The sequence below is a fragment of the Paraferrimonas haliotis genome (assembly GCF_002282895.1).
GTDB lineage: Bacteria > Pseudomonadota > Gammaproteobacteria > Enterobacterales > Shewanellaceae > Paraferrimonas > Paraferrimonas haliotis.
In genome coordinates this window covers 505579-524278 of the sequence record NZ_NRRB01000003.1, presented here as the reverse complement: position 1 = coordinate 524278, position 18700 = coordinate 505579, and the positions used below count along the sequence as shown (strand labels likewise).

Here is an 18700-nt window from a genome sequence, read left to right as displayed (position 1 = left end):
AACTTTCGATTCTCTCACTAGAGCTAAAACAACTACAGATAAATGCATATTTCTTTCGGCTATCTAACAACTTCAGTTGCTAAAGAACCTTCACACTATCGTGTCGGAGGTTCACTATGTTCAAAAACCTATTTTTTCAAGCCAAAGCACTACCAGAACTGTCTTCGCAACTGGATGCAGAAATCCCACGCTACCCGCCATTCCTGAAGGGGTTGCCAGCTGCGTCCCCCGAGGATTTGCAGTCCACACAAGACGAGCTAATTGCCAAACTGCGCCAGGTACTTGGCTTTAATCAGCGTGATTTTCAACGGTTGATTCAGCCCTGTATTGACCATCTGGCTGCTTACGTTCACTTGCTGCCAGCTTCTGAGCATCATCATCACAGTGGTGCTGGTGGTTTATTACGTCATTCGTTGGAAGTTGCTTTCTGGGCGGCACAAGCAGCTGAAGGGATCATCTTTGTTGCCAGTGGCACACCGGTTGAGAAAAAAGAGCTTGAACCAAGGTGGCGTGTCGCGGCGGCTCTTGGCGGTTTGTTCCATGATATTGGTAAGCCTGTTTCAGATTTGTCCATCACAGACGAAGATGGACGCTATCAGTGGAACCCTTTTTTAGAAACCTTATCCCAGTGGACCACTAATAACAGCATTGAACGCTATTTCATTCGTTGGCGCGACGGACGGTGCAAGCGGCACGAGCAATTTTCAATTCTGGTTTTAAACCGGGTGATGACACCTGAGTTGCTCGCCTGGTTAACCCAGCCGGGACCTGAGATTTTGCAAGCCATGCTGGAGGCAATTGGCAATACTGATCCCGAGCATGTCCTGTCTAAATTGGTCATTGAAGCTGACCAAACCAGTGTCCAGCGAGACCTGAAAGCTCAACGAATTTCCGTTGACGACAATGCCCTTGGTGTCCCAGTCGAACGCTATCTACTTGATGCCATGAGGCGATTACTTGCCAGTTCCCAGTGGCTGGTCAATCAGCGAGATGCCAGAGTCTGGTTACGAAAATCGAATCAATCAACCAATCTTTACCTGGTTTGGAAAAGCGCGGCTAAGGACATCATTGAGCTATTGGCCAAAGACAAGATACCTGGCATCCCAAGAGATCCCGATACCCTTGCGGACATCCTCATTGAGCGAGGATTGGCCATTAAATCCGCCTCAAATGAGCGATATGAAAGCCTTGCCCCTGAAGTGCTGATCAAAGACGACAAGCCAATCTGGTTACCCATGCTGCATATTTCTGAGGCCGATTTATTGTTCAGCTCGAATGTACCAAGTGGTGTGACACTGTTCAATAAATCTGAGTGGGAAGCAACACAGAAAACACAAGAAGAGCCACAGAGTCGCTCCAGTGAGCATTCAGACTTGCCTGAAGAGTCATCATCAATCGAACATAGAAAATCGGATGAGTCACCATCGACAAACTCGTCCGACCAAGATGATGAACTTCGTCTTGCCAGTGATGTTAATCACCTTCAGGCAACTGAAAATGCTCCAGGTGATGAATGGGAAAAGCCTAACAATTCATATGATGGCGCTATCTCAAATAACGTAAACCAGCACGATGCAGAGGCATTGAATCTCCCTGAATCTTTGGCGTGGCTCCCAGAGGCCAGCAGTGCGTTGGTTATGGTTGGTGAACAGATACTGATCCACTATCCCGATGCCGTAAGACCTTGGTGTGCCCCCCGAAAACTGCTTGCTGAACTCAGTCGATTAGATTGGCTTGAATTAGATCCCGCAAACCCGACGCGTAAAGCCAGAACTATTACTACGAATGATGGCGTTCAGGAGCAAGGGTTACTGCTTAAGGTATCGATTTCTAAAGGGCTAACTGCACTGATAGACCTCTCCAAACAAGACGCAGAAGCGGCGGTAGCAATTCAGAACGAAGAGGCCTTACCGCGTCCGAGTCGAACTGAGACAACCAATGCCCAAGCAAATGAGCCCGACACAAGAGCGGAGCGTAAGCAAAAGCCGATTGTGCCCAATGCGAACTCAAGTACAGACCCCAAACACGCGCAGCGGCAACAGATGGTTAATTTTGTGAAAGATTTGCCCATCTTACTGACCGATGGCGATTACCCAGACGTGGATCATAGTGCCGATGGTATTCGCGTCACGATACAAACCTTACGCCTAGTCGCCAATGAGCATGGCATTCCAGCCGGACAGCTGCTTCGGGGGATCTCGGCCAGTGACCAATGCCAGTTTGATGAGGGGGAAACGGTTCTGTTTACCGCTCACGCTGAACGTTAATCCATTTGAAATTAATCGGATTGCAAACGGTTATTTTGCGGAGCATGAATGAAAGAAAACGCATACGAGATGCCTTGGCGCACGAATTATGAAGCCATGGCAGCAGCAGGTTGGCTGGTTGGGGCCACTGGGGCGATTGCCGCAGAAATGCTGACTGAGCTACCACCTGAGCCATTTTGGTGGATGACAGGGATTTCCTCGGGCATGGCGTTGTACCGCCTGCCTGAGGCTTACCGTCTTCATAAGTTACAGAAGGGACTAAAAGGCAAACCTTTGGGTTTTATGGAGCTGTCGCATTTGCAAAAAGTGATGGCAAAACATCCTGATGAATTGTGGTTAGGGTATGGCTTTGAGTGGGACCAACGTCATGCCCAACGCGCTTATGAAATCCTAAAGCGGGATAAGCAAACCTTGCTTAAACAAGGTCACGGCAAACAAATGGGTTCAACCTGGATTCATGGTGTTGAGCCCAAAGAAGAAGATGTGTACCAGCCAGTTGGTCACACAGAAGGCCATACCTTAATTGTCGGTACGACCGGTGCCGGAAAAACCCGATGCTTTGATGCGATGATCACTCAGGCCATTTTGCGCAATGAAGCCGTGATTATTATTGACCCTAAGGGAGACAAGGAACTTAAGGATAATGCGCAGCGAGCCTGTATTGCCGCCGGTAGTCCTGAGCGCTTTGTGTATTTTCATCCGGGTTTTCCTGAGCATTCAGTACGACTTAATCCTCTGAGAAACTTTAACCGGGGCACTGAAATTGCCAGCCGAATTGCGGCATTAATTCCCTCTGAAACCGGTGCTGATCCATTTAAAGCTTTTGGCCAAATGGCACTGAATAACATCGTGCAAGGTCTGTTGCTTACGTCACAACGTCCTGATCTGAAAACACTGAGACGATTCTTGGAAGGAGGTCCAGAAGGTTTGGTAGTAAAAGCCGTCACGGCTTGGGGTGAGCAGGTGTATCCGAACTTTAGTGTGGAGATCAAGCGCTTTACCGAAAAAGCCAACACATTAGCTAAACAAGCTATGGCGATGCTGCTTTTTTACTACGAACGCATTCAGCCCGTTGCCGCCAATACCGATTTGGAAGGCCTTTTGAGTATGTTTGAGCATGACAGAACCCACTATTCCAAGATGGTGGCCTCATTGATGCCGGTGCTCAATATGCTCACATCAAGTGAATTAGGTCCACTGTTATCACCTATTGCAAACGATGTGGATGACAGCCGGTTAATTACGGATTCTGGCCGAATTATCAACAATGCCCAAGTGGCGTATATCGGCTTGGATTCATTAACCGACGCCATGGTTGGCAGCGCCATTGGTTCGTTGCTTTTATCGGATCTCACTGCTGTGGCCGGTGACCGCTATAACTATGGTGTTGAAAATCGCCCCGTAAATATCTTCATTGATGAGGCTGCTGAAGTCGTCAACGATCCCTTCATTCAACTGCTCAACAAAGGCCGTGGCGCAAAAATGCGTTGTGTGATTGCTACTCAGACATTTGCTGACTTTGCAGCTCGAACAGGCAGTGAAGCTAAGGCTCGCCAGGTGTTAGGTAACATCAACAACTTGATAGCCCTTCGGGTGATGGACGCCGAAACGCAGCAGTACATTACTGACAATCTGCCTAAGACTCGGTTGCAGTACATCATGCAAACTCAAGGTATGTCGTCCAACTCGGACAGCCCCGCGTTGTTTACCGGCAATCATGGCGAACGCTTGATGGAGGAAGAAGGCGATATGTTTCCACCGCAGTTATTAGGCCAGCTTCCCAACCTGGAGTACATCGCCAAGCTTTCAGGTGGCCGCGTGATCAAAGGCCGCATTCCTATTTTAACCAGCTCAACACAGGCAGCATAAGGAGTCTGTATGCATCATTCTGTCTGTCTGAAAATGACAACACTTACTAGTAAAGAAATGCTCGCTCAGTGGCAGCAACATAACCCTCAGTTCAAGGAAGCTTTAAGGCTGCTTGAAACCGACTGGCCTCATGCTTTGGCCTCGGTGTATTGCTTGGCGGATTACTTAACGGATGCGTTCACGTTAGATGGCCATTCCATCTTTGATTTGTGTCTGTGTAATGGCTTGGGCAGTTATGAAGAAGTCAGTTGTGATGATGACAGTGTACGCCTGTGGCATTTCATTGAGGCGCTGACCTGGACTGCCGCCAGTGCTTTAACTGGGATTCGCCTGCGTGATCCTGACCATTTCGAGTGGGCCGCCGTGGATGGTGTGTATTTCTACTCCTGGATTCGTAATCGTCCAAATCGAATGGGGTATCTGGCTGAAGGACGCATCGATGTGCGTTATGTTAGTGGCCATACGACGACAAAGCGGCTTCAACAAGTGATTAAAGCCCGGATTATGACGCCAACCGTTGCAGCCATGCTGGCGCGAGTAGAAGAGGATGTTTGGCATGAGCAAGCATAAGTCGGTTTGGCTGCTGTGTCTGGCACTGATGCTGGAGATTATTGCCATTGGCGTGTTAGTGCCCGGTGATTGGACTGGCCGGGTTATTAATAAAGAGAAGCAGATGATTCAAAACCAATTGGGCGCACAAACAAGCTATTGGATTGGTCAAACTAGCCATGGCTGGTATCAGTCATGGATTGTGGATACACAGATGGAGCAATCTGTGCGTGATTTTCTAATCCCCACTGAAGAGCAACGACTGCGCTCTAAAGGGATGGAGAACATGGGAGGCTTTTGGTTTGTGTGGGTAGAAGACCGTATTCAGGCATTTTTTGATGTGTTGTACCAAGTGTTCACTCGATTTGCTTTGCTGATGGTCTGGTTGCCCTTTGCGCTTATTCTCATGTTACCGGCGCTGTGGGACGGCTTGATGACCTGGAAGATTAAGAAGACAACCTTTGATTTTTCGAGCCCAATCATTCACCGCTACAGCATGATTATCCTGGGCTCAGGTGTCATTTTGCTGTTTATGGGATTGTTCGCCCCGCTGGCTATTCCACCGGTGGTGTTACCGTCGCTGATCATCGGTTTGGCATTGATGGCAGGGTTGGCGTTAAGCCACTTGCAGAAGAAGATTTAGTTTACATTTTAGCCTCGGGTTAACAAGTTGGTGGTAGGTTGACAAATTTTAAAATTAGCATATTATTGTCCATGGTATCTAATCCTATTGCTTTACTACCTGAGGTAACAAATTTGAACACACCGATGACACTAAACCCTAATTTTAAAGAAAGTCAGCTAATTGAAGTTGCTCAACTTTTAGCAGATGTTCGAGCAGAAGTTGTAGATTTACACAACAGAGATTTGGGTGACACCAACAAATCATTGGGCATAAGGTCCTACGAGTGTTGTTGTACACATTTAGTAAGAAAGTCACTTGAAGTTGATTGGCTTAAGATACTGACCCCGAAAGGGAGGTTTACGTTTAGTATCGCTGACGTTCCAGTTCGTTTCTGGAAAGGTCAGCCTGACAAACTCCCATCAGGGAAACTGATACGTTCCCACGAAGCTATGATGCAAATGGAGTTATTTTCAACACAAGATAGTCCGTCAGAGATCATTTGGTTTTTTGTTCTGAGCACTGATCAAACTAAATGTGTAGATCGCGCCTTTTTCGTTGGTTATAGCGATGTTGGTGAAATTGTAGTCAACTGGGAAGTGCCAATGAATTCTAAGGTTACGTTAATAACAGATACTGATGAGAATGTTTCTCATGGTGTTGAACTTGAATCGGCTGTTTCTAAAATCAAAATTAAGAAAAAGTCGAAAAATGCAGTAAATCATGAATAACGAATTTTTTGGTGAAAAACTAAGGCTGGCGAGATTGATGGCCGGAATTACTCAACAAGAACTTGGTGAGTTAGTTGCGGTCAGTCGTCAGTTTATACATCAGCTTGAAGCAGGTGTTAAACCACCTGCTGAAGACCTGCTTTTGGCATTGGCTGAAGTATTAAAAGTGAAAAGTGATTTCTTTTTTAAGAAACCACAAAATGATGTTAAGTATGAGCAATGCCACTTTCGCAAGCGCAAAACAACACCGGTTGGACTTGCAAATCGAGTATTGGCTCTCGGCACCATTTTTGAACTATTAGTTGAGATTATTGAAGATCATCTTGAGTTGCCTGTTGCCAATTTTATTGATTTTGAAGAATCAGATCTGAGTGCGGAGGCTATCGAAAGAGCAGCGGAGCAATGTCGTATTAACTGGGGTCTGGGTTTGGATGCACCAGTTACAAACATGGTAAGAGTACTGGAGAATAATGGCGCTGTAATCACTTGCTTTGATGGTGTTTCAGATAAAGTTGATGCGTTATCAATGAATCGAAAAAGACCCATCATAGTAAGAAATAATGCGAAGGAAAGCTGCTGTAGAATGCGCTTTGATTTGGCGCATGAATGTGGCCATTTGGTTTTGCATCAAGGTGTAGAAACTGGGTGTGCTAAAACAGAGAGAGAAGCTGATGCTTTTGCAAGTGCGTTTCTTTTTCCACGTAAGGCTTTTCTGAAAGAGTTTCCTCAATGTGTGGGACCTGTTCGAATTAGGTGGGAGAAAATCTTTGCATTGAAACTTAGATGGCGTGTTAGTGCGAGAGCAATAATTTATCGAGCTAATTATCTTGGGTTAATTTCGTCGCAACAGTACAGAACCGCCAATGTTTATTTGAATAAATCTGGTCAATCGAAAACAGAAGACTTAGATGATCAAATACCAATGGAACAGCCAGAGCTTTTATCAGCTGCAATAGATCAGCTTAACGAGCATTTGGGTATTTCGATTTTTGATATTGCAAACGATTTAGGTGTTTCAGAGCAGATAGTTGCTCAGTTAACCAGTTACGATTTGACTAAGCAAATCAATAAGTCAAATGTCAGAAATATCAATTTCTAAGACAACCACCTCCCTAAAACAGATGAACTAGCGCTCGGTAGTTCAAAACCTTCAAGAATTCGATATCTACCTGACCACAGCCCTGAGTTATTTCGGGGCATTCTTCACTTCTCAATTCAAACAACGAGGAGTGACTATGGAACCTGTGAGTATTCCGTCCTATATCGATGACCCGCCGCACTTCCTGCTTTGGAGTGCCGATGAGATGGCTCCCATTCTGTTGGGGCTAGTGATCGGCATTTTTACCGGTAATGCCTTGGTTTTATGCCTGTTGGGGTTGGTGACAACCAAGCTCTATCGGCGTTTTCGTGATGGTCGCCCTGATGGTTTTATTCTTCACGCCATCTACTGGGCTGGACTGTTGCCAACCAAAGCCAAGACGATCCCTAACCCATTTATCAGGAGCTATCTGCCGTGAAGTTCGACGTGTTTTTAAAATCATGGCAAGGCACGCAATTAGAGAACCGATGGCAGCGGTTCCTGATTGCAGTGCTGGTGCTATCTAATTTGCTGCTTGCGGTAGCGGCATTTTCTCGCAATACCGTGGTAGCTATTCAACCACCAACCTTGTCTGAAACGGCTGAAGTGTCACGAAACCAAGCCACTCAACCTTACCTTGAATCCTGGGGGCTCTACCTGGCTGAGCTTATGGGCAACGTGACGCCGGGTAATGTGTCTTTCATCCGGGTTGCCATTGAGCCGCTGCTTTCTCCAGCGGTGTACCAGCAAGTGGTCGATGCACTGGAGATTCAGGCAAGACAAATCCGCGAAGACCGGGTCACGCTCAAATTCCAACCCAGACAAGTGGAGTATGAGTATGAAACCGGCCATGTCTTTGTGACCGGTTATTCCTTGGTCTCTGGACCATCTGGAGATGAACAGCGCCAAACTCGCACCTATGAGTTTGACATCGATATTGAGCAATACCGTCCAAAACTCAATTGGATGGATACGTATGAGGGGCAAGCTAGAACGAAGCGAGTTCGTGAAAAGTTGACCCAAGAGCAAAACCGGAGGGTGAATGATGCGAACCAAAATTAGTCGATGGATAACACCAAGCTTAATCGCAATGAGCTTGAGTGGCGTCCTTTTATCTCAAGCGTCGTATGCAGACGTGGAATTGCCGATTGTGCCAGCCAGTGTGATGAAGCAGTCTGCTACTGCAAATCCACCGACTCAAACCAATACGGCTTCAACGGATGTGCCAACAACGCTGCTGATGACACCGGGGATTAATGAACTGATCCCTGTAGCACTTGGCCATCTGAACCGGATTGTGACGCCGTTTGAATCGCCTCAGGTAAGAACAACCAGTGATGCTCAGACGCAAATCAAGGGGAATGTTGTATATGTGGCCACGGACAAAGAATCACCGGTTTCACTTTACATAACTCCGCCTGGTCAGGAAGCGCCCGCATTATCTGTCACCTTAGTACCTCGTCGTATTCCACCGCGTGAAATCACCTTAGCTATTGATGGTCAGCAGTGGCCTATTAAGGGCGTCGTGAACCGCAAAGCCGCCACTTGGGAAACAGCTCAACCTTACGTCGATAACCTACGTGACTTACTCAGACGCCTTGCACTAAATGAGTTACCACAAGGCTATGACATCCGTTTAGCTGGCCAAACTGACACAAGCCCGAAATGTTTTCAGCCGGGCTTAAAGTTTGGTTTTAAGCAGGGGCAAATCGTGTCGGGACATTACTTCACCGTCTATGTAGGACTGGTTGAAAGCTTTGCCGATGAGCCGATAGAAGCCAGTGAATTAGCCTGTCATGTACCAGATATAGTGGCAAGTGCTTACTGGCCACGCAATATCTTGTTGCCGGGTGAAAAGACTGAGTTGTATGTGGTTGTTCGCAATCATCGTGAAGAAGCGGTGGAAAGTCAGCGACCTTCGCTTCTTGTGGGAGGTGAATAACGATGAAAGCACAATGGGAACAAATGAGCCCGAACATGAAGCGTGGCCTATCGGTTGCTGGTATTGCTGGTGGTCTCATTCTTATGGTGATGGTGTTTTCACCTAATCCTGACGATGGCGCGAGCAGTCGGAACCGACAGGAAACGATCCGGCACATTCTTACGGATACCAATACTCGTGATGTTGGGGTCGATAGTTTGGCTGCGAACGTGAAACTACTCAGTGAGCGCAATGAACAGTTACGTCGTGAAGTTGAGCGCTTGCGTCGTGACGTCGATTCAGGACGGCTAAGCCCAGGTTCGCCTTCTATACCAAGTGAGGTCAATGCGGAGTTGGCTCGCCTTCGAGCGGAACTTGATGATGTTCGCGCTGGAGGTGATGCAGCAGTTGAAGGCACAAATAGCCGTTTCGACGTGCCTTTATCTGCCATGGAATTGCCTAAAGAAGAAAGGCCACTGCCGTCTAACCCAGACGACTATTTTGCCAATGCGCCGCTGCCTGATCGGCTCTATCAGCAGCCAGCCAATGGCCAAGGCACACGAGCACGGGATGTTCCATTGCCGCCAATCACGATTCGTATGATTGAGCCTGAAGTAGTTGCTGAACCAGAGGTTGTTGTGCAAGAAGCGCCGCCTTTGTATCTACCGGCAGGCAGCATTATCTCGGGTACTTTGATCACGGGTTTGGATGCACCTACTCACGAGTCTGCAAGACGTGAACCTTTTCCTGCATTGCTGAGGATTCAAAAGGAAGCCATTTTACCCAACCGATTTAGAGCGGATATCAAAGAGTGTTTCTTGATCGCCGCAGGTTACGGTGATTTGAGCTCTGAGCGTGCTTATTTGCGAGGCGAGACCATTTCATGTGTGAGAGAAGATGGTGGCGTCATTGAAACGCGACTGGATTCTTATGCCGTGGGTGAAGACGGCAAAGCTGGTATTCGTGGCCGATTAGTGTCGAAACAAGGCCAACTGGTGGCCAAATCGATGATGGCCGGATTCCTTCAGGGCTTGGCAGGCGCATTTGATGTGAATCCTGTACCAACGATTCAGACGGGTAATGCCGGTGATACTCAGTTGTACCAGCAAGTCATGAGCCAAGAAGCATTACAAGGCGCTGCGATTAAAGGCACAGGTAAAGCATTGGATCGAGTGGCCAAGTTCTATTTGGACATGGCTGAAAATATGTTCCCAGTCATAGAGGTAGACGCTGCAAGGAAAATTGAAGTCATAGTCACTCGTGGGGCCTCGTTGTCATTGGCCGCTTCGCAAGGGGGAGGTGCAAGAAGATGAAAAAATCCTGCATGTTGCTAACCGATCGAAGTCCGTTTCAGACAATAAGATGTGTATCCAGAGGAGAGTTAACCATGACGACATCAATGCAGAACAACCCAAAGCACCAGTCAAAACAGTGGTCTAAAGCTGGATTACTTTTATTGGCAGTCGGCTCAACCTTATTGACTGGCTGTAGTTCATTGGGTCTTGGGAGTAGTGAATATGGATGCCCAGGTATGCCTGACGGTGTGCGCTGTTTATCTGCTCGTGAAGTCTATGAGCTTACCAGTAATGGCGCTGCACCCAAGACGATTGATGCTGTGGCGACTCGAATTGGTTCTCCCTCTGGGTATTCACAATCTGATTTAGAAACAGGACTGTTGAGCCATCCAGCATTGCCTGAGACGCAGCAATCTGCACCTATTCGCATTCCTTCAAGGGTGATGCGAATTTGGATTGCGCCTTGGGAGGATGACCGTGGAGATCTGAATTTATCCAGCTACGTGTTTACCGAAATTGAACCGCGCCGGTGGGATATTGGGGTGTCAGCACCTCGAACGGTTTCGCCAGTGCTACGTCCACTTCAGACTCAAAGCGATTCAGCCTCAGCGGGAGCTGATGGTAAGCGCGATAACTTGAGTATCTACGGAGAAACTAACGAATGACAAATGCAGTTCGCACCATTCAAACTCAGCGCCTAATGACCATTGGTGCGCTTGGTTTAATGGCGTTAATGATTTCGGAGCCCTCATTTGCGGGCACCGGTGGTGATGCTTTCACTGATGTGTGGGATACCCTAAAAGATTGGACCCAAGGTACTTTGGGACGGATCGTAGCGGGAGCCATGGTTCTGGTGGGTATTGTGGGCGGTATCGCTCGCCAAAGCTTGATGGCTTTTGCCTTGGGCATTGGTGGCGGTATGGGGCTCTACAATACGCCAACCGTCGTTGAAAGTGTTATGTCTGCAACCTTACCTGTTGTTGCTAGCACTCAAGAAGTCATTGGCACAACAGTTCCAGCAATCAGCGCCGTTTTACTGGGCACCTGAATGTGAGCCACAGTAGGCAGTTCACTTAAGGTAATCAAACTAGGTCTACACAACATCGGGTTATTGGTGATGTTGTGTAGACCTTTTCATTTCAACAACGCCGCATTAGCGGGTTTGGTTTACAGTATTTGGTGTATTAATACCTAAAGTGTTAAAATCACTGTCACAATAAACTAAATGGTTTATACTGTTCGTGATATTCATACTTTGGGTGTTAAAATGTCATCTAAGATAAACTGGCTTGTTGCTCATACTTCTCCTGGTGCGCTAGTACTTCAGCAATGGCTGACTGAAAACGGTGTGAGCTATTCCTTGGCTCAAAAGTACGCGCAGAACGGTTGGCTAAAGAAGCTATGTTCTGGCGTGTATTATCGTCCAGATGCGCAGGGCGATATAAAGCCAACTTGGGTTGATGCCATTCAAGCATTAGATGTGCAATTGGGCGTTTCAGTTCATTTGGCTGGATTGAGCAGCTTAACTCACCAGGGACTGAGTCACTATTTACAGCTGAACAAAGAGCAAGTTTGGATTTGCGTTAAAAACAAGTCGTCCTTACCAAAATGGTTTCGTGAATTCCCTTATCAGAATTGGTTTTACTGTGGAAACCATAAGCTTGAAGTGAATCCCGAGAAAGATTTGAAAAGGATCACGGTTAAAGAGAAAGAACTCACTGTCAGCTGTGCAGAACTTGCTGCCTATGAAGTGGTAGACGGGATTGGGAAGCTGATTTCATTTGAGCATGTCGCAGAATTATTTCAGGGTTTAGTCAATCTTAGCCCTAGAAAAGTACAAGATATTCTTGAACGAAGCAGCTCTGTTCAGGCAAACCGAATATTTCTATTTCTGGGTCGATACTACGATCACCAGTGGGTCAATCGCATAGATGAAACAAGAATTAAATTGGGTGCAGGAAAGCGGCAGGTTGTCCAAAAAGGACGTTTTGATGAGCGATATCAAATCACAGTGCCAGAGATATTAAGCGTCAAAAAAGGTGAACAACATAATGGATAAAGATAGCCCATATTACAAACAGGTTTCCTTGCTCATAAGAATGCTTCCTGTGGTAGCAACAGAGACGGTTTTTGCACTTAAAGGTGGCACCGCCATTAATTTATTTGTGAGAGATTTTCCTCGGTTATCTGTAGATATTGATCTTGCTTATCTTCCACTTGAACCAAGAGATGAGGCTTTGGTTAATGTCAGGGCTGCATTGCAGCGGATTACAGACAGAATAAATACTCAACCAGATATCCGAGCGGCATTTCAGGATAATAAAGCTGATGAACTGAGAATCGTTGTATCAAGTCCGGTTGCGACAATCAAAATTGAAGTGTCGCCCGTCGCCAGAGGTACACTGCATAGTGCACAGATAATGCCAGTTAAAGAGTCTGTTGAAGACGAGTTTGGTTATGCTGAGATTCAGGTAGTCAGTCTTCCCGATCTGTATGGTGGGAAATTGTGTGCTGCAATGGATCGCCAACATCCTCGCGACTTATTTGATGTGCGTATGTTACTTGGCAGTGAAGGGATTTCGAGAGAGATTTTAGTGGGCTTTTTAACCTATACACTCAGTCATCCTCGGCCTATTAATGAAGTCATGTCGCCAAACTGGCAGCCTCTGAATGAGAAATTTCAGGCAGAATTTGACGGAATGACTTTTGAAAAAGTTGAATGCGAAGACTTAGCCTCTGTTAGGCCCATGATGTTAATTGAACTGCAAAAACATTTCACAGAAAGAGATCATGCTTTCCTTATGTCATTCAAAAGAGGGCAACCTGACTGGGCATTGTTTGACTATCCTAATGCAGCAGACTTGCCAGCGATTCGTTGGAAATTGCAGAACATTAACAAATTGGCAAAGAATCAAGCAAAACACCAAGAGCAATTAGATAAATTGAAGCAAGTGCTTGATGATTGGCTTGTTAACGCAAACGCCGAGTAATTCGTTTATAACAAACCTCAACGAGCTATAAGCCCCCTAGTTAGATTGCGATTTCTTCAATCTATCTAACCGAGTCCACATAGGACAACTGCATAGACTGGAGCCTCGATTTACATTAACGAGGACTCCTCATGCGAAAACTATCTCCAATCATTCTGGCGCTTGCGCTGTCTCCTTTGGTTCAAGCTGAACCTGTGTCTGAAGTGTCGCCCGTTGGCAAAATTGACGGCATGGTTTCTTTACCTGTCACGGGTATGAAAGCGGTCGAAAGCAATGGCCGTATTGTTTTCATGTCAGACAGTGGCCGGTTCGTCATTGATGGCACGCTCTATGATGCCTGGTCCAAAAAGCCGCTTACCAGCCTTGAAGAAATTCGTGAAGCGGGGAACACGCTGGACTTAGGTCGTCTTGGCCTAAAAATGGATGATTTGAATCCACTGACGCTGGGTGAAGGCAAAAAGAAAGTGGTGGTCTTTGTTGACCCACGATGCCCGCACTGCCATGAGCTTTTGAAACAAGCTTTACCGTTAACCAAAGAATACACCTTCCAAATACTCCCTGTGCCAGTGCTTGGTCCTGATTCAGAGCGTCAGGTTCGCCAGCTTGGCTGTGCGCGTGACAAAAAAGCGGCCACCGATGCATTGCTGAATGGCCGGATTGGTAACCTAGAACAGGATGATGCCTGCAACTTAGAACCAATGCAGCGTACCTTGGTGACGGCTCAAATCCTGGGCATTCAAGGTGTGCCTTTCATCGTCGCCAATGATGGTCGCATCAGCCGAGGCCGTCCTTATGATCTTTCTGCTTGGTTGGAGGGGCGTTAATGAAAGCCTCTCTGTATTCAGGGCAACGCGCTTCAGAGCTCTTGCCAGTATTGGCCTATTCCGACGATGAGCAACTGTTTTTCATGGAAGACCAGAGTGTTGGCTTTGGTTTTCTATGTGACCCATTGCCTGGTGGTGATGAGTCTGTTGCAGACAGGGTTAATGTTCTACTCAACAACGACTGGCCAAAAGACACTTTGCTGCAATTTGGCCTGTACGCCTCGCCTGATATTCAAACCGACCTTCAGCGCATGATGGGCTTACGGCATCGTCAATCCGATCCATTGCTTAGGGCGTCGATACGCAAACGTGCGGATTTCCTCGATGGGGGCACGGTTCAATCGATAGAAGAATCGACCCAGACTCAGGTACGCAACTTTCAACTGATCGTCACCTGCAAATTGCCTTTGGAAAGTCCTATACCGACGGAGCGTGAGTTGAGTCGAGCATCCGCGCTTCGAGCTTCTTTCTCTCAGGCGTTGGCAACGGTTGGTTTTCGCGTCACTGAGATGACTGACCGAAATTGGCTCGCGGCATTAAGTGCGCAACTTAACTGGGGAAAAGATGCTTCTTGGCGTAATCCATCTCCAATCCGCAGTGAGGCAGATAAACCACTTCGAGAGCAAGTGTTGGATTATGACCGAGCTATCAAGGTGGATAGCCAAGGTCTGATGCTGGGTGATTACCGAGTTAAAACCTTATCGTTTAAGCGCTTGCCTGAGCGGATCTGGTTTGGTCATGCCGCAAGTTTTGCGGGCGATATGATGACGGGCAGTCGCGGCTTACGCGGCAGCTTTTTGCTAAATGTCACCATTCACTTTCCTTCAGCCGAGGCGATGCGATCTCGTTTAGAGACGAAGCGTCAATGGGCGGTCAATCAGGCTTATGGCCCGATGCTCAAGTTTGTGCCGGTGCTGGCAGCCAAGAAAAAGGGGTTTGATGTTCTTTTTGAAGCCTTGCAAGAAGGTGATCGTCCTATTCGGGCAAATATGACCTTAACGCTGTTTTCCCCGACGGAAGAGGCGTCCATCAGCTCTGTTTCAAATGCTCGAACTTATTTCAAAGAACTCGGGTTTGAGCTGATGGAAGACAAGTACTTCTGTTTGCCCATTTTCCTGAATGCCTTGCCATTTGGTGCCGACCGCCAGGCGATGAACGACTTGTTTCGATTTAAGACCATGGCGACACGACATGTGATCCCACTGTTGCCTTTGTTTGCAGATTGGAAAGGCACGGGCACGCCAGTGATTAACTTTGTTTCCCGCAATGGCCAGATCATGAGTGTGTCCCTTTATGACTCGGGCAGTAATTACAACTGTTGCATCGCGGCGCAATCGGGATCGGGCAAGTCATTCCTGGTGAACGAAATCATCTCCTCCTACTTATCTGAAGGCGGGCAATGCTGGGTAATTGATGTTGGCCGCTCTTATGAAAAGCTGTGTGAAGTCTATGATGGTGAGTTCTTACAGTTCGGGCGGGACAGTGGCATTTGCTTAAACCCGTTTGAAATCGTTGAGGACTATGACGAAGAAGCGGATGTACTGGTTGGGTTATTGGCCGCAATGGCCGCACCTACGCAGTCATTAACCGATTTTCAGATGGCCAACCTAAAACGTCAGACCCGTGAACTGTGGGAGAAAAAAGGTCGTGCCATGTTGGTTGATGATGTGGCAGAGGCTTTAAAAAATCATGAAGACCGACGTGTGCAGGACGTGGGTGAGCAGCTCTATCCGTTTACGACACAGGGCGAATATGGCCGCTTCTTTAATGGTCACAACAATATTCGCTTCAAAAACCGATTCACCGTTCTGGAGTTAGAAGAGCTCAAGGGGCGTAAGCATCTGCAACAAGTGGTGTTGCTTCAGCTTATCTACCAAATCCAACAGGAGATGTACTTAGGTGAGCGGGATCGTCGCAAGATTGTGTTCATTGACGAAGCCTGGGATCTGCTGACTCAAGGTGATGTCGGTAAGTTTATCGAGACGGGTTACCGTCGATTTCGAAAATATGGCGGCAGTGCTGTAACAGTAACGCAGTCGGTCAACGATTTATACGACAGCCCTACAGGTAAAGCCATCGCTGAAAACTCGGCCAATATGTACCTGCTTGGCCAAAAAGCCGAAACCATCAACGCGCTCAAAAAAGAAGGCCGTTTGCCATTAGGTGAAGGCGGCTACGAATACCTGAAAACGGTTCATACCGTCACGGGTGTCTATTCCGAGATTTTCTTTATTACCGAGATGGGCACCGGGATTGGCCGCCTTATCGTCGATCCGTTTCACAAGCTGTTGTACTCGTCCCGTGCAGAAGATGTAAACGCGATTAAACAGTTAACGCGCAAAGGCCTTTCTGTTGCTGATGCCATCTCTCAGTTGTTGAAGGAGCGAGGCTTTGACTGCTCCCCTCCCTAAAGGAAGGGGATTCTTGTTTCAAGGCGTTATGCCCGAAGTTCATTAGAACAATCGGGACTTACTTACGCTCCACAAGCTAACACCGCTTGCCCAGCGGCTTTGATATTAATAGCGGCATTGGTATCACGGTCTAAGCGCGCTTCACACGCTGGACAAGTCCAATGCCTTATATGTAACGGTAGAGAATCAACTACGTGACCACAGCAATTACAACGCTTACTAGACGGATACCACTTGTCAATCTGGACAAGTGTTCTGCCGCGCCATTCTGCTTTGTACTCAAGCTGCCTAACCATTTCGCCCCAATTGGCGTCACCAATGGCCTTAGCAAGTCGCGGATTCTTGACCATGTTTTTAACGCTCAAACTCTCACAGCTAATCACTTGGTTTTCGTTTATCAACGTAGTGGTGAGTTTGTGGGTAAAGTCGCGGCGGCAGTCGGCAATCTTCGCCTGAATGCGAGCAACTTTGATTCTGGCTTTGTGGAAGTTGGCAGTTCCTTTCTTCTTCTTGGAAAGGCGGCGTTGCGCCTGAGCCAATTTCTTCTCGTACTTTGCAGTATGGCGGGGATTGCCAGATTTAAACCCGTCAGCGGTAATCACAAGGTCGGTCAAACCCAAATCAATACCCGTTGTCTTTTTGGTAACAGGCAGTGGTTTAGGCTCGAAGCGGCAAAGCATAGACACGAAGTAGCGGCCTGCACTGTCTTTCGAGATAGTGACGGTAGTTGGTTCGCTAGGAAGTTCACGCGACCAGCGAATATCAAGCGGCTGTTTGGACTTGGCAATGTAGATATTGCCATCTTTGAACTTAAACGCCGACTTCGTGAATTCTGCGCTTTGCTTGCTGCGCTTCTTCTTAAAGGCTGGATACTTCGCCCTTCCTTCAAAGAAGTTCTTAAACGCAGTTTGTTGATGGCGCAAAGATTGTTGGAGCGGTACACACGACACGCTGTTAAGCCATTCAAACTCAGTTTGCTTCTTGAGTTCGGTCAGCTTAGAGCTTGCCGTGTTGTAGTTAACCTTTTTGCTTTCGTTGTAGAAAGCGTCGGTACGCCATTTAAGGATCGCGTTATAAACGAAACGCACACAGCCGAAAGTCTGCGCAAGCAATTGAGCCTGTTCAGTCGTTGGGTAAAAGCGTTGTTTAATAGCGATCTCTTTCATAGTTCACAAGAATACAGTTGTTTTTGTGAAAGTAAATATTAACATTAACCAATCGGGTAGTTTTTGCTCCTTCGGAGCAACCGCTATCCCTCCTCGCCCTAGAAGGACGGGGTTTCTCGCGGGATTTAGATGAATAAGACCACGCTTTGGCCATTTATGGCCTCTATTACTTTGTCTATTGCTGGTAGCGGTTTAATGACCAGCTGGCTTTTAATGAAAACACTCGAACCCATCCACAGCCAGTTGGCGTTAAGTACGCCCATTGCAGTCGTGGATTTTGGGGATGCGGTGTTGTCACTGGGTCCTAATGCCAGCGAACAAGACATCGAATCCAGGTTGCTTCAGACCAATCAGCAAATTGAAAAGTTAAAAGCAGCCGGTTTTATCGTGCTGGATGCCCAAGCGGTGGTGGGTGCAGATGATTCCGTATTCGTGCCAGTAGGCTCAAAGGAGGTGTCTCATGCAGATACTCCGTAAAAGAATGCCTTGGCGGCCATACCTCATCCGGTTGACCGTTCTTGCGTTAATCATGGCCTTGGTAGGCACATACGCCATGATGCGCTACCGAATAGGTATTGATACCCAGCAAGAGCGCTGCCTGCCTGATACCACGGTGTATCTGATTGACCTATGGAATAAAGAGCCGGTTAAGGATGGTTTGTATGCCTTCCACTCAACAGGACTTGCTCCGTTATATAACGACGGTACTCGTATGCTGAAACGCCTAACAGGGATGCCTGGGGATGAAGTCAAGGTGACGCCTGAGCATGTGCTGGTGAATGGTACTGAAGTCTCTACCGGCATGGCATTAGCCCAGCGTCTTGGTGTGGCTGAAACAGAATTTAGCCGTTCATTGACGCTGCAAGAAAACGAATATTGGTTTTCCGGCGAGGCTGCAACGAGTTTCGACTCCCGCTATTGGAATGCCGTTAAGCGCGAGCAGATTGTCGGTCGCGCTTGGCCGCTTTGGTAGGAGG

The 18700-nt window shown here is 47.4% G+C and carries 19 protein-coding genes; 18 read left to right on the top strand and 1 reads right to left on the bottom strand.

Features of this window, described 5'->3' with window-relative positions:
• The first annotated feature begins 116 nt into the window (after window positions 1–116).
• From mobH to traC, 16 genes are all read left to right on the top strand, one after another.
• Complete coding sequence (gene mobH / locus CLC91_RS09020; protein WP_095500293.1) at window positions 117–2267, top strand: MobH family relaxase; 2151 nt, start codon at window positions 117–119, stop codon at window positions 2265–2267.
• Between the two features lie 48 nt (window positions 2268–2315).
• Window positions 2316–4136, top strand: a complete 1821-nt coding sequence (gene traD, locus CLC91_RS09015; protein ID WP_095500292.1) for a conjugative transfer system coupling protein TraD — start codon at window positions 2316–2318, stop codon at window positions 4134–4136.
• 9 nt (window positions 4137–4145) lie between these two features.
• Window positions 4146–4706, top strand: a complete 561-nt coding sequence (locus CLC91_RS09010; protein ID WP_095500291.1) for a conjugative transfer protein — start codon at window positions 4146–4148, stop codon at window positions 4704–4706.
• Window positions 4693–5328, top strand: a complete 636-nt coding sequence (locus CLC91_RS09005; RefSeq protein WP_025611033.1) for a DUF4400 domain-containing protein — start codon at window positions 4693–4695, stop codon at window positions 5326–5328. Before CLC91_RS09010 ends, CLC91_RS09005 begins: the two co-directional genes overlap by 14 nt.
• Before the next feature lie 38 nt (window positions 5329–5366).
• Window positions 5367–6038, top strand: a complete 672-nt coding sequence (locus CLC91_RS09000) for a hypothetical protein (protein ID WP_124724881.1) — start codon at window positions 5367–5369, stop codon at window positions 6036–6038.
• Window positions 6031–7137 (top strand): helix-turn-helix domain-containing protein, encoded by a 1107-nt coding sequence (locus CLC91_RS08995; protein WP_031500457.1) that lies wholly within the window; start codon window positions 6031–6033, stop codon window positions 7135–7137. Before CLC91_RS09000 ends, CLC91_RS08995 begins: the two co-directional genes overlap by 8 nt.
• A gap of 136 nt (window positions 7138–7273) precedes the next feature.
• Window positions 7274–7555, top strand: coding sequence for a type IV conjugative transfer system protein TraL (gene traL, locus CLC91_RS08990; RefSeq protein WP_000433891.1), 282 nt, complete (start codon window positions 7274–7276; stop codon window positions 7553–7555).
• Window positions 7552–8178, top strand: a complete 627-nt coding sequence (locus tag CLC91_RS08985; protein ID WP_028870242.1) for a TraE/TraK family type IV conjugative transfer system protein — start codon at window positions 7552–7554, stop codon at window positions 8176–8178. Before traL ends, CLC91_RS08985 begins: the two co-directional genes overlap by 4 nt.
• A complete protein-coding gene (locus tag CLC91_RS08980; RefSeq protein ID WP_095500306.1) occupies window positions 8162–9058 on the top strand; it encodes a TraK domain-containing protein in 897 nt (298 codons plus the stop codon). The genes CLC91_RS08985 and CLC91_RS08980 overlap by 17 nt, the downstream gene beginning before the upstream one ends.
• Window positions 9059–9060: 2 nt before the next feature.
• Complete coding sequence (locus CLC91_RS08975) at window positions 9061–10350, top strand: TraB/VirB10 family protein (RefSeq protein ID WP_095500290.1); 1290 nt, start codon at window positions 9061–9063, stop codon at window positions 10348–10350.
• A gap of 74 nt (window positions 10351–10424) precedes the next feature.
• Window positions 10425–10997, top strand: coding sequence for a type IV conjugative transfer system lipoprotein TraV (gene traV / locus CLC91_RS08970; protein ID WP_143812007.1), 573 nt, complete (start codon window positions 10425–10427; stop codon window positions 10995–10997).
• Window positions 10994–11380, top strand: coding sequence for a TraA family conjugative transfer protein (traA, locus tag CLC91_RS08965; RefSeq protein ID WP_000180225.1), 387 nt, complete (start codon window positions 10994–10996; stop codon window positions 11378–11380). Before traV ends, traA begins: the two co-directional genes overlap by 4 nt.
• 219 nt (window positions 11381–11599) lie before the next feature.
• Window positions 11600–12391: a type IV toxin-antitoxin system AbiEi family antitoxin gene (locus CLC91_RS08960; protein WP_095500305.1), complete on the top strand. Its 792-nt coding sequence runs from the start codon at window positions 11600–11602 to the stop codon at window positions 12389–12391.
• Entirely contained in the window at window positions 12384–13322 is a 939-nt protein-coding gene (locus CLC91_RS08955) for a nucleotidyl transferase AbiEii/AbiGii toxin family protein (protein WP_095500288.1), read from the top strand. The genes CLC91_RS08960 and CLC91_RS08955 overlap by 8 nt, the downstream gene beginning before the upstream one ends.
• Before the next feature lie 131 nt (window positions 13323–13453).
• Window positions 13454–14146: a DsbC family protein gene (locus tag CLC91_RS08950; protein WP_008305510.1), complete on the top strand. Its 693-nt coding sequence runs from the start codon at window positions 13454–13456 to the stop codon at window positions 14144–14146.
• A complete protein-coding gene (gene traC, locus CLC91_RS08945) occupies window positions 14146–16557 on the top strand; it encodes a type IV secretion system protein TraC (protein WP_008844786.1) in 2412 nt (803 codons plus the stop codon). The genes CLC91_RS08950 and traC overlap by 1 nt, the downstream gene beginning before the upstream one ends.
• A 62-nt stretch (window positions 16558–16619) precedes the next feature.
• Here traC and CLC91_RS08940 read toward each other — a convergent pair whose 3' ends face one another.
• Window positions 16620–17723 (bottom strand): RNA-guided endonuclease InsQ/TnpB family protein, encoded by a 1104-nt coding sequence (locus tag CLC91_RS08940; RefSeq protein WP_032479266.1) that lies wholly within the window; start codon window positions 17721–17723, stop codon window positions 16620–16622.
• A 129-nt stretch (window positions 17724–17852) separates the two neighbouring features.
• On the opposite strand from CLC91_RS08940, the gene CLC91_RS08935 reads away from it, so the two are divergent.
• Window positions 17853–18200 (top strand): hypothetical protein, encoded by a 348-nt coding sequence (locus CLC91_RS08935; protein ID WP_008305502.1) that lies wholly within the window; start codon window positions 17853–17855, stop codon window positions 18198–18200.
• On the top strand, window positions 18184–18696 hold the full coding sequence (locus CLC91_RS08930; RefSeq protein ID WP_198950915.1) for a S26 family signal peptidase: 513 nt from the start codon (window positions 18184–18186) through the stop codon (window positions 18694–18696). The genes CLC91_RS08935 and CLC91_RS08930 overlap by 17 nt, the downstream gene beginning before the upstream one ends.
• The last annotated feature ends 4 nt before the right edge of the window (window positions 18697–18700 follow it).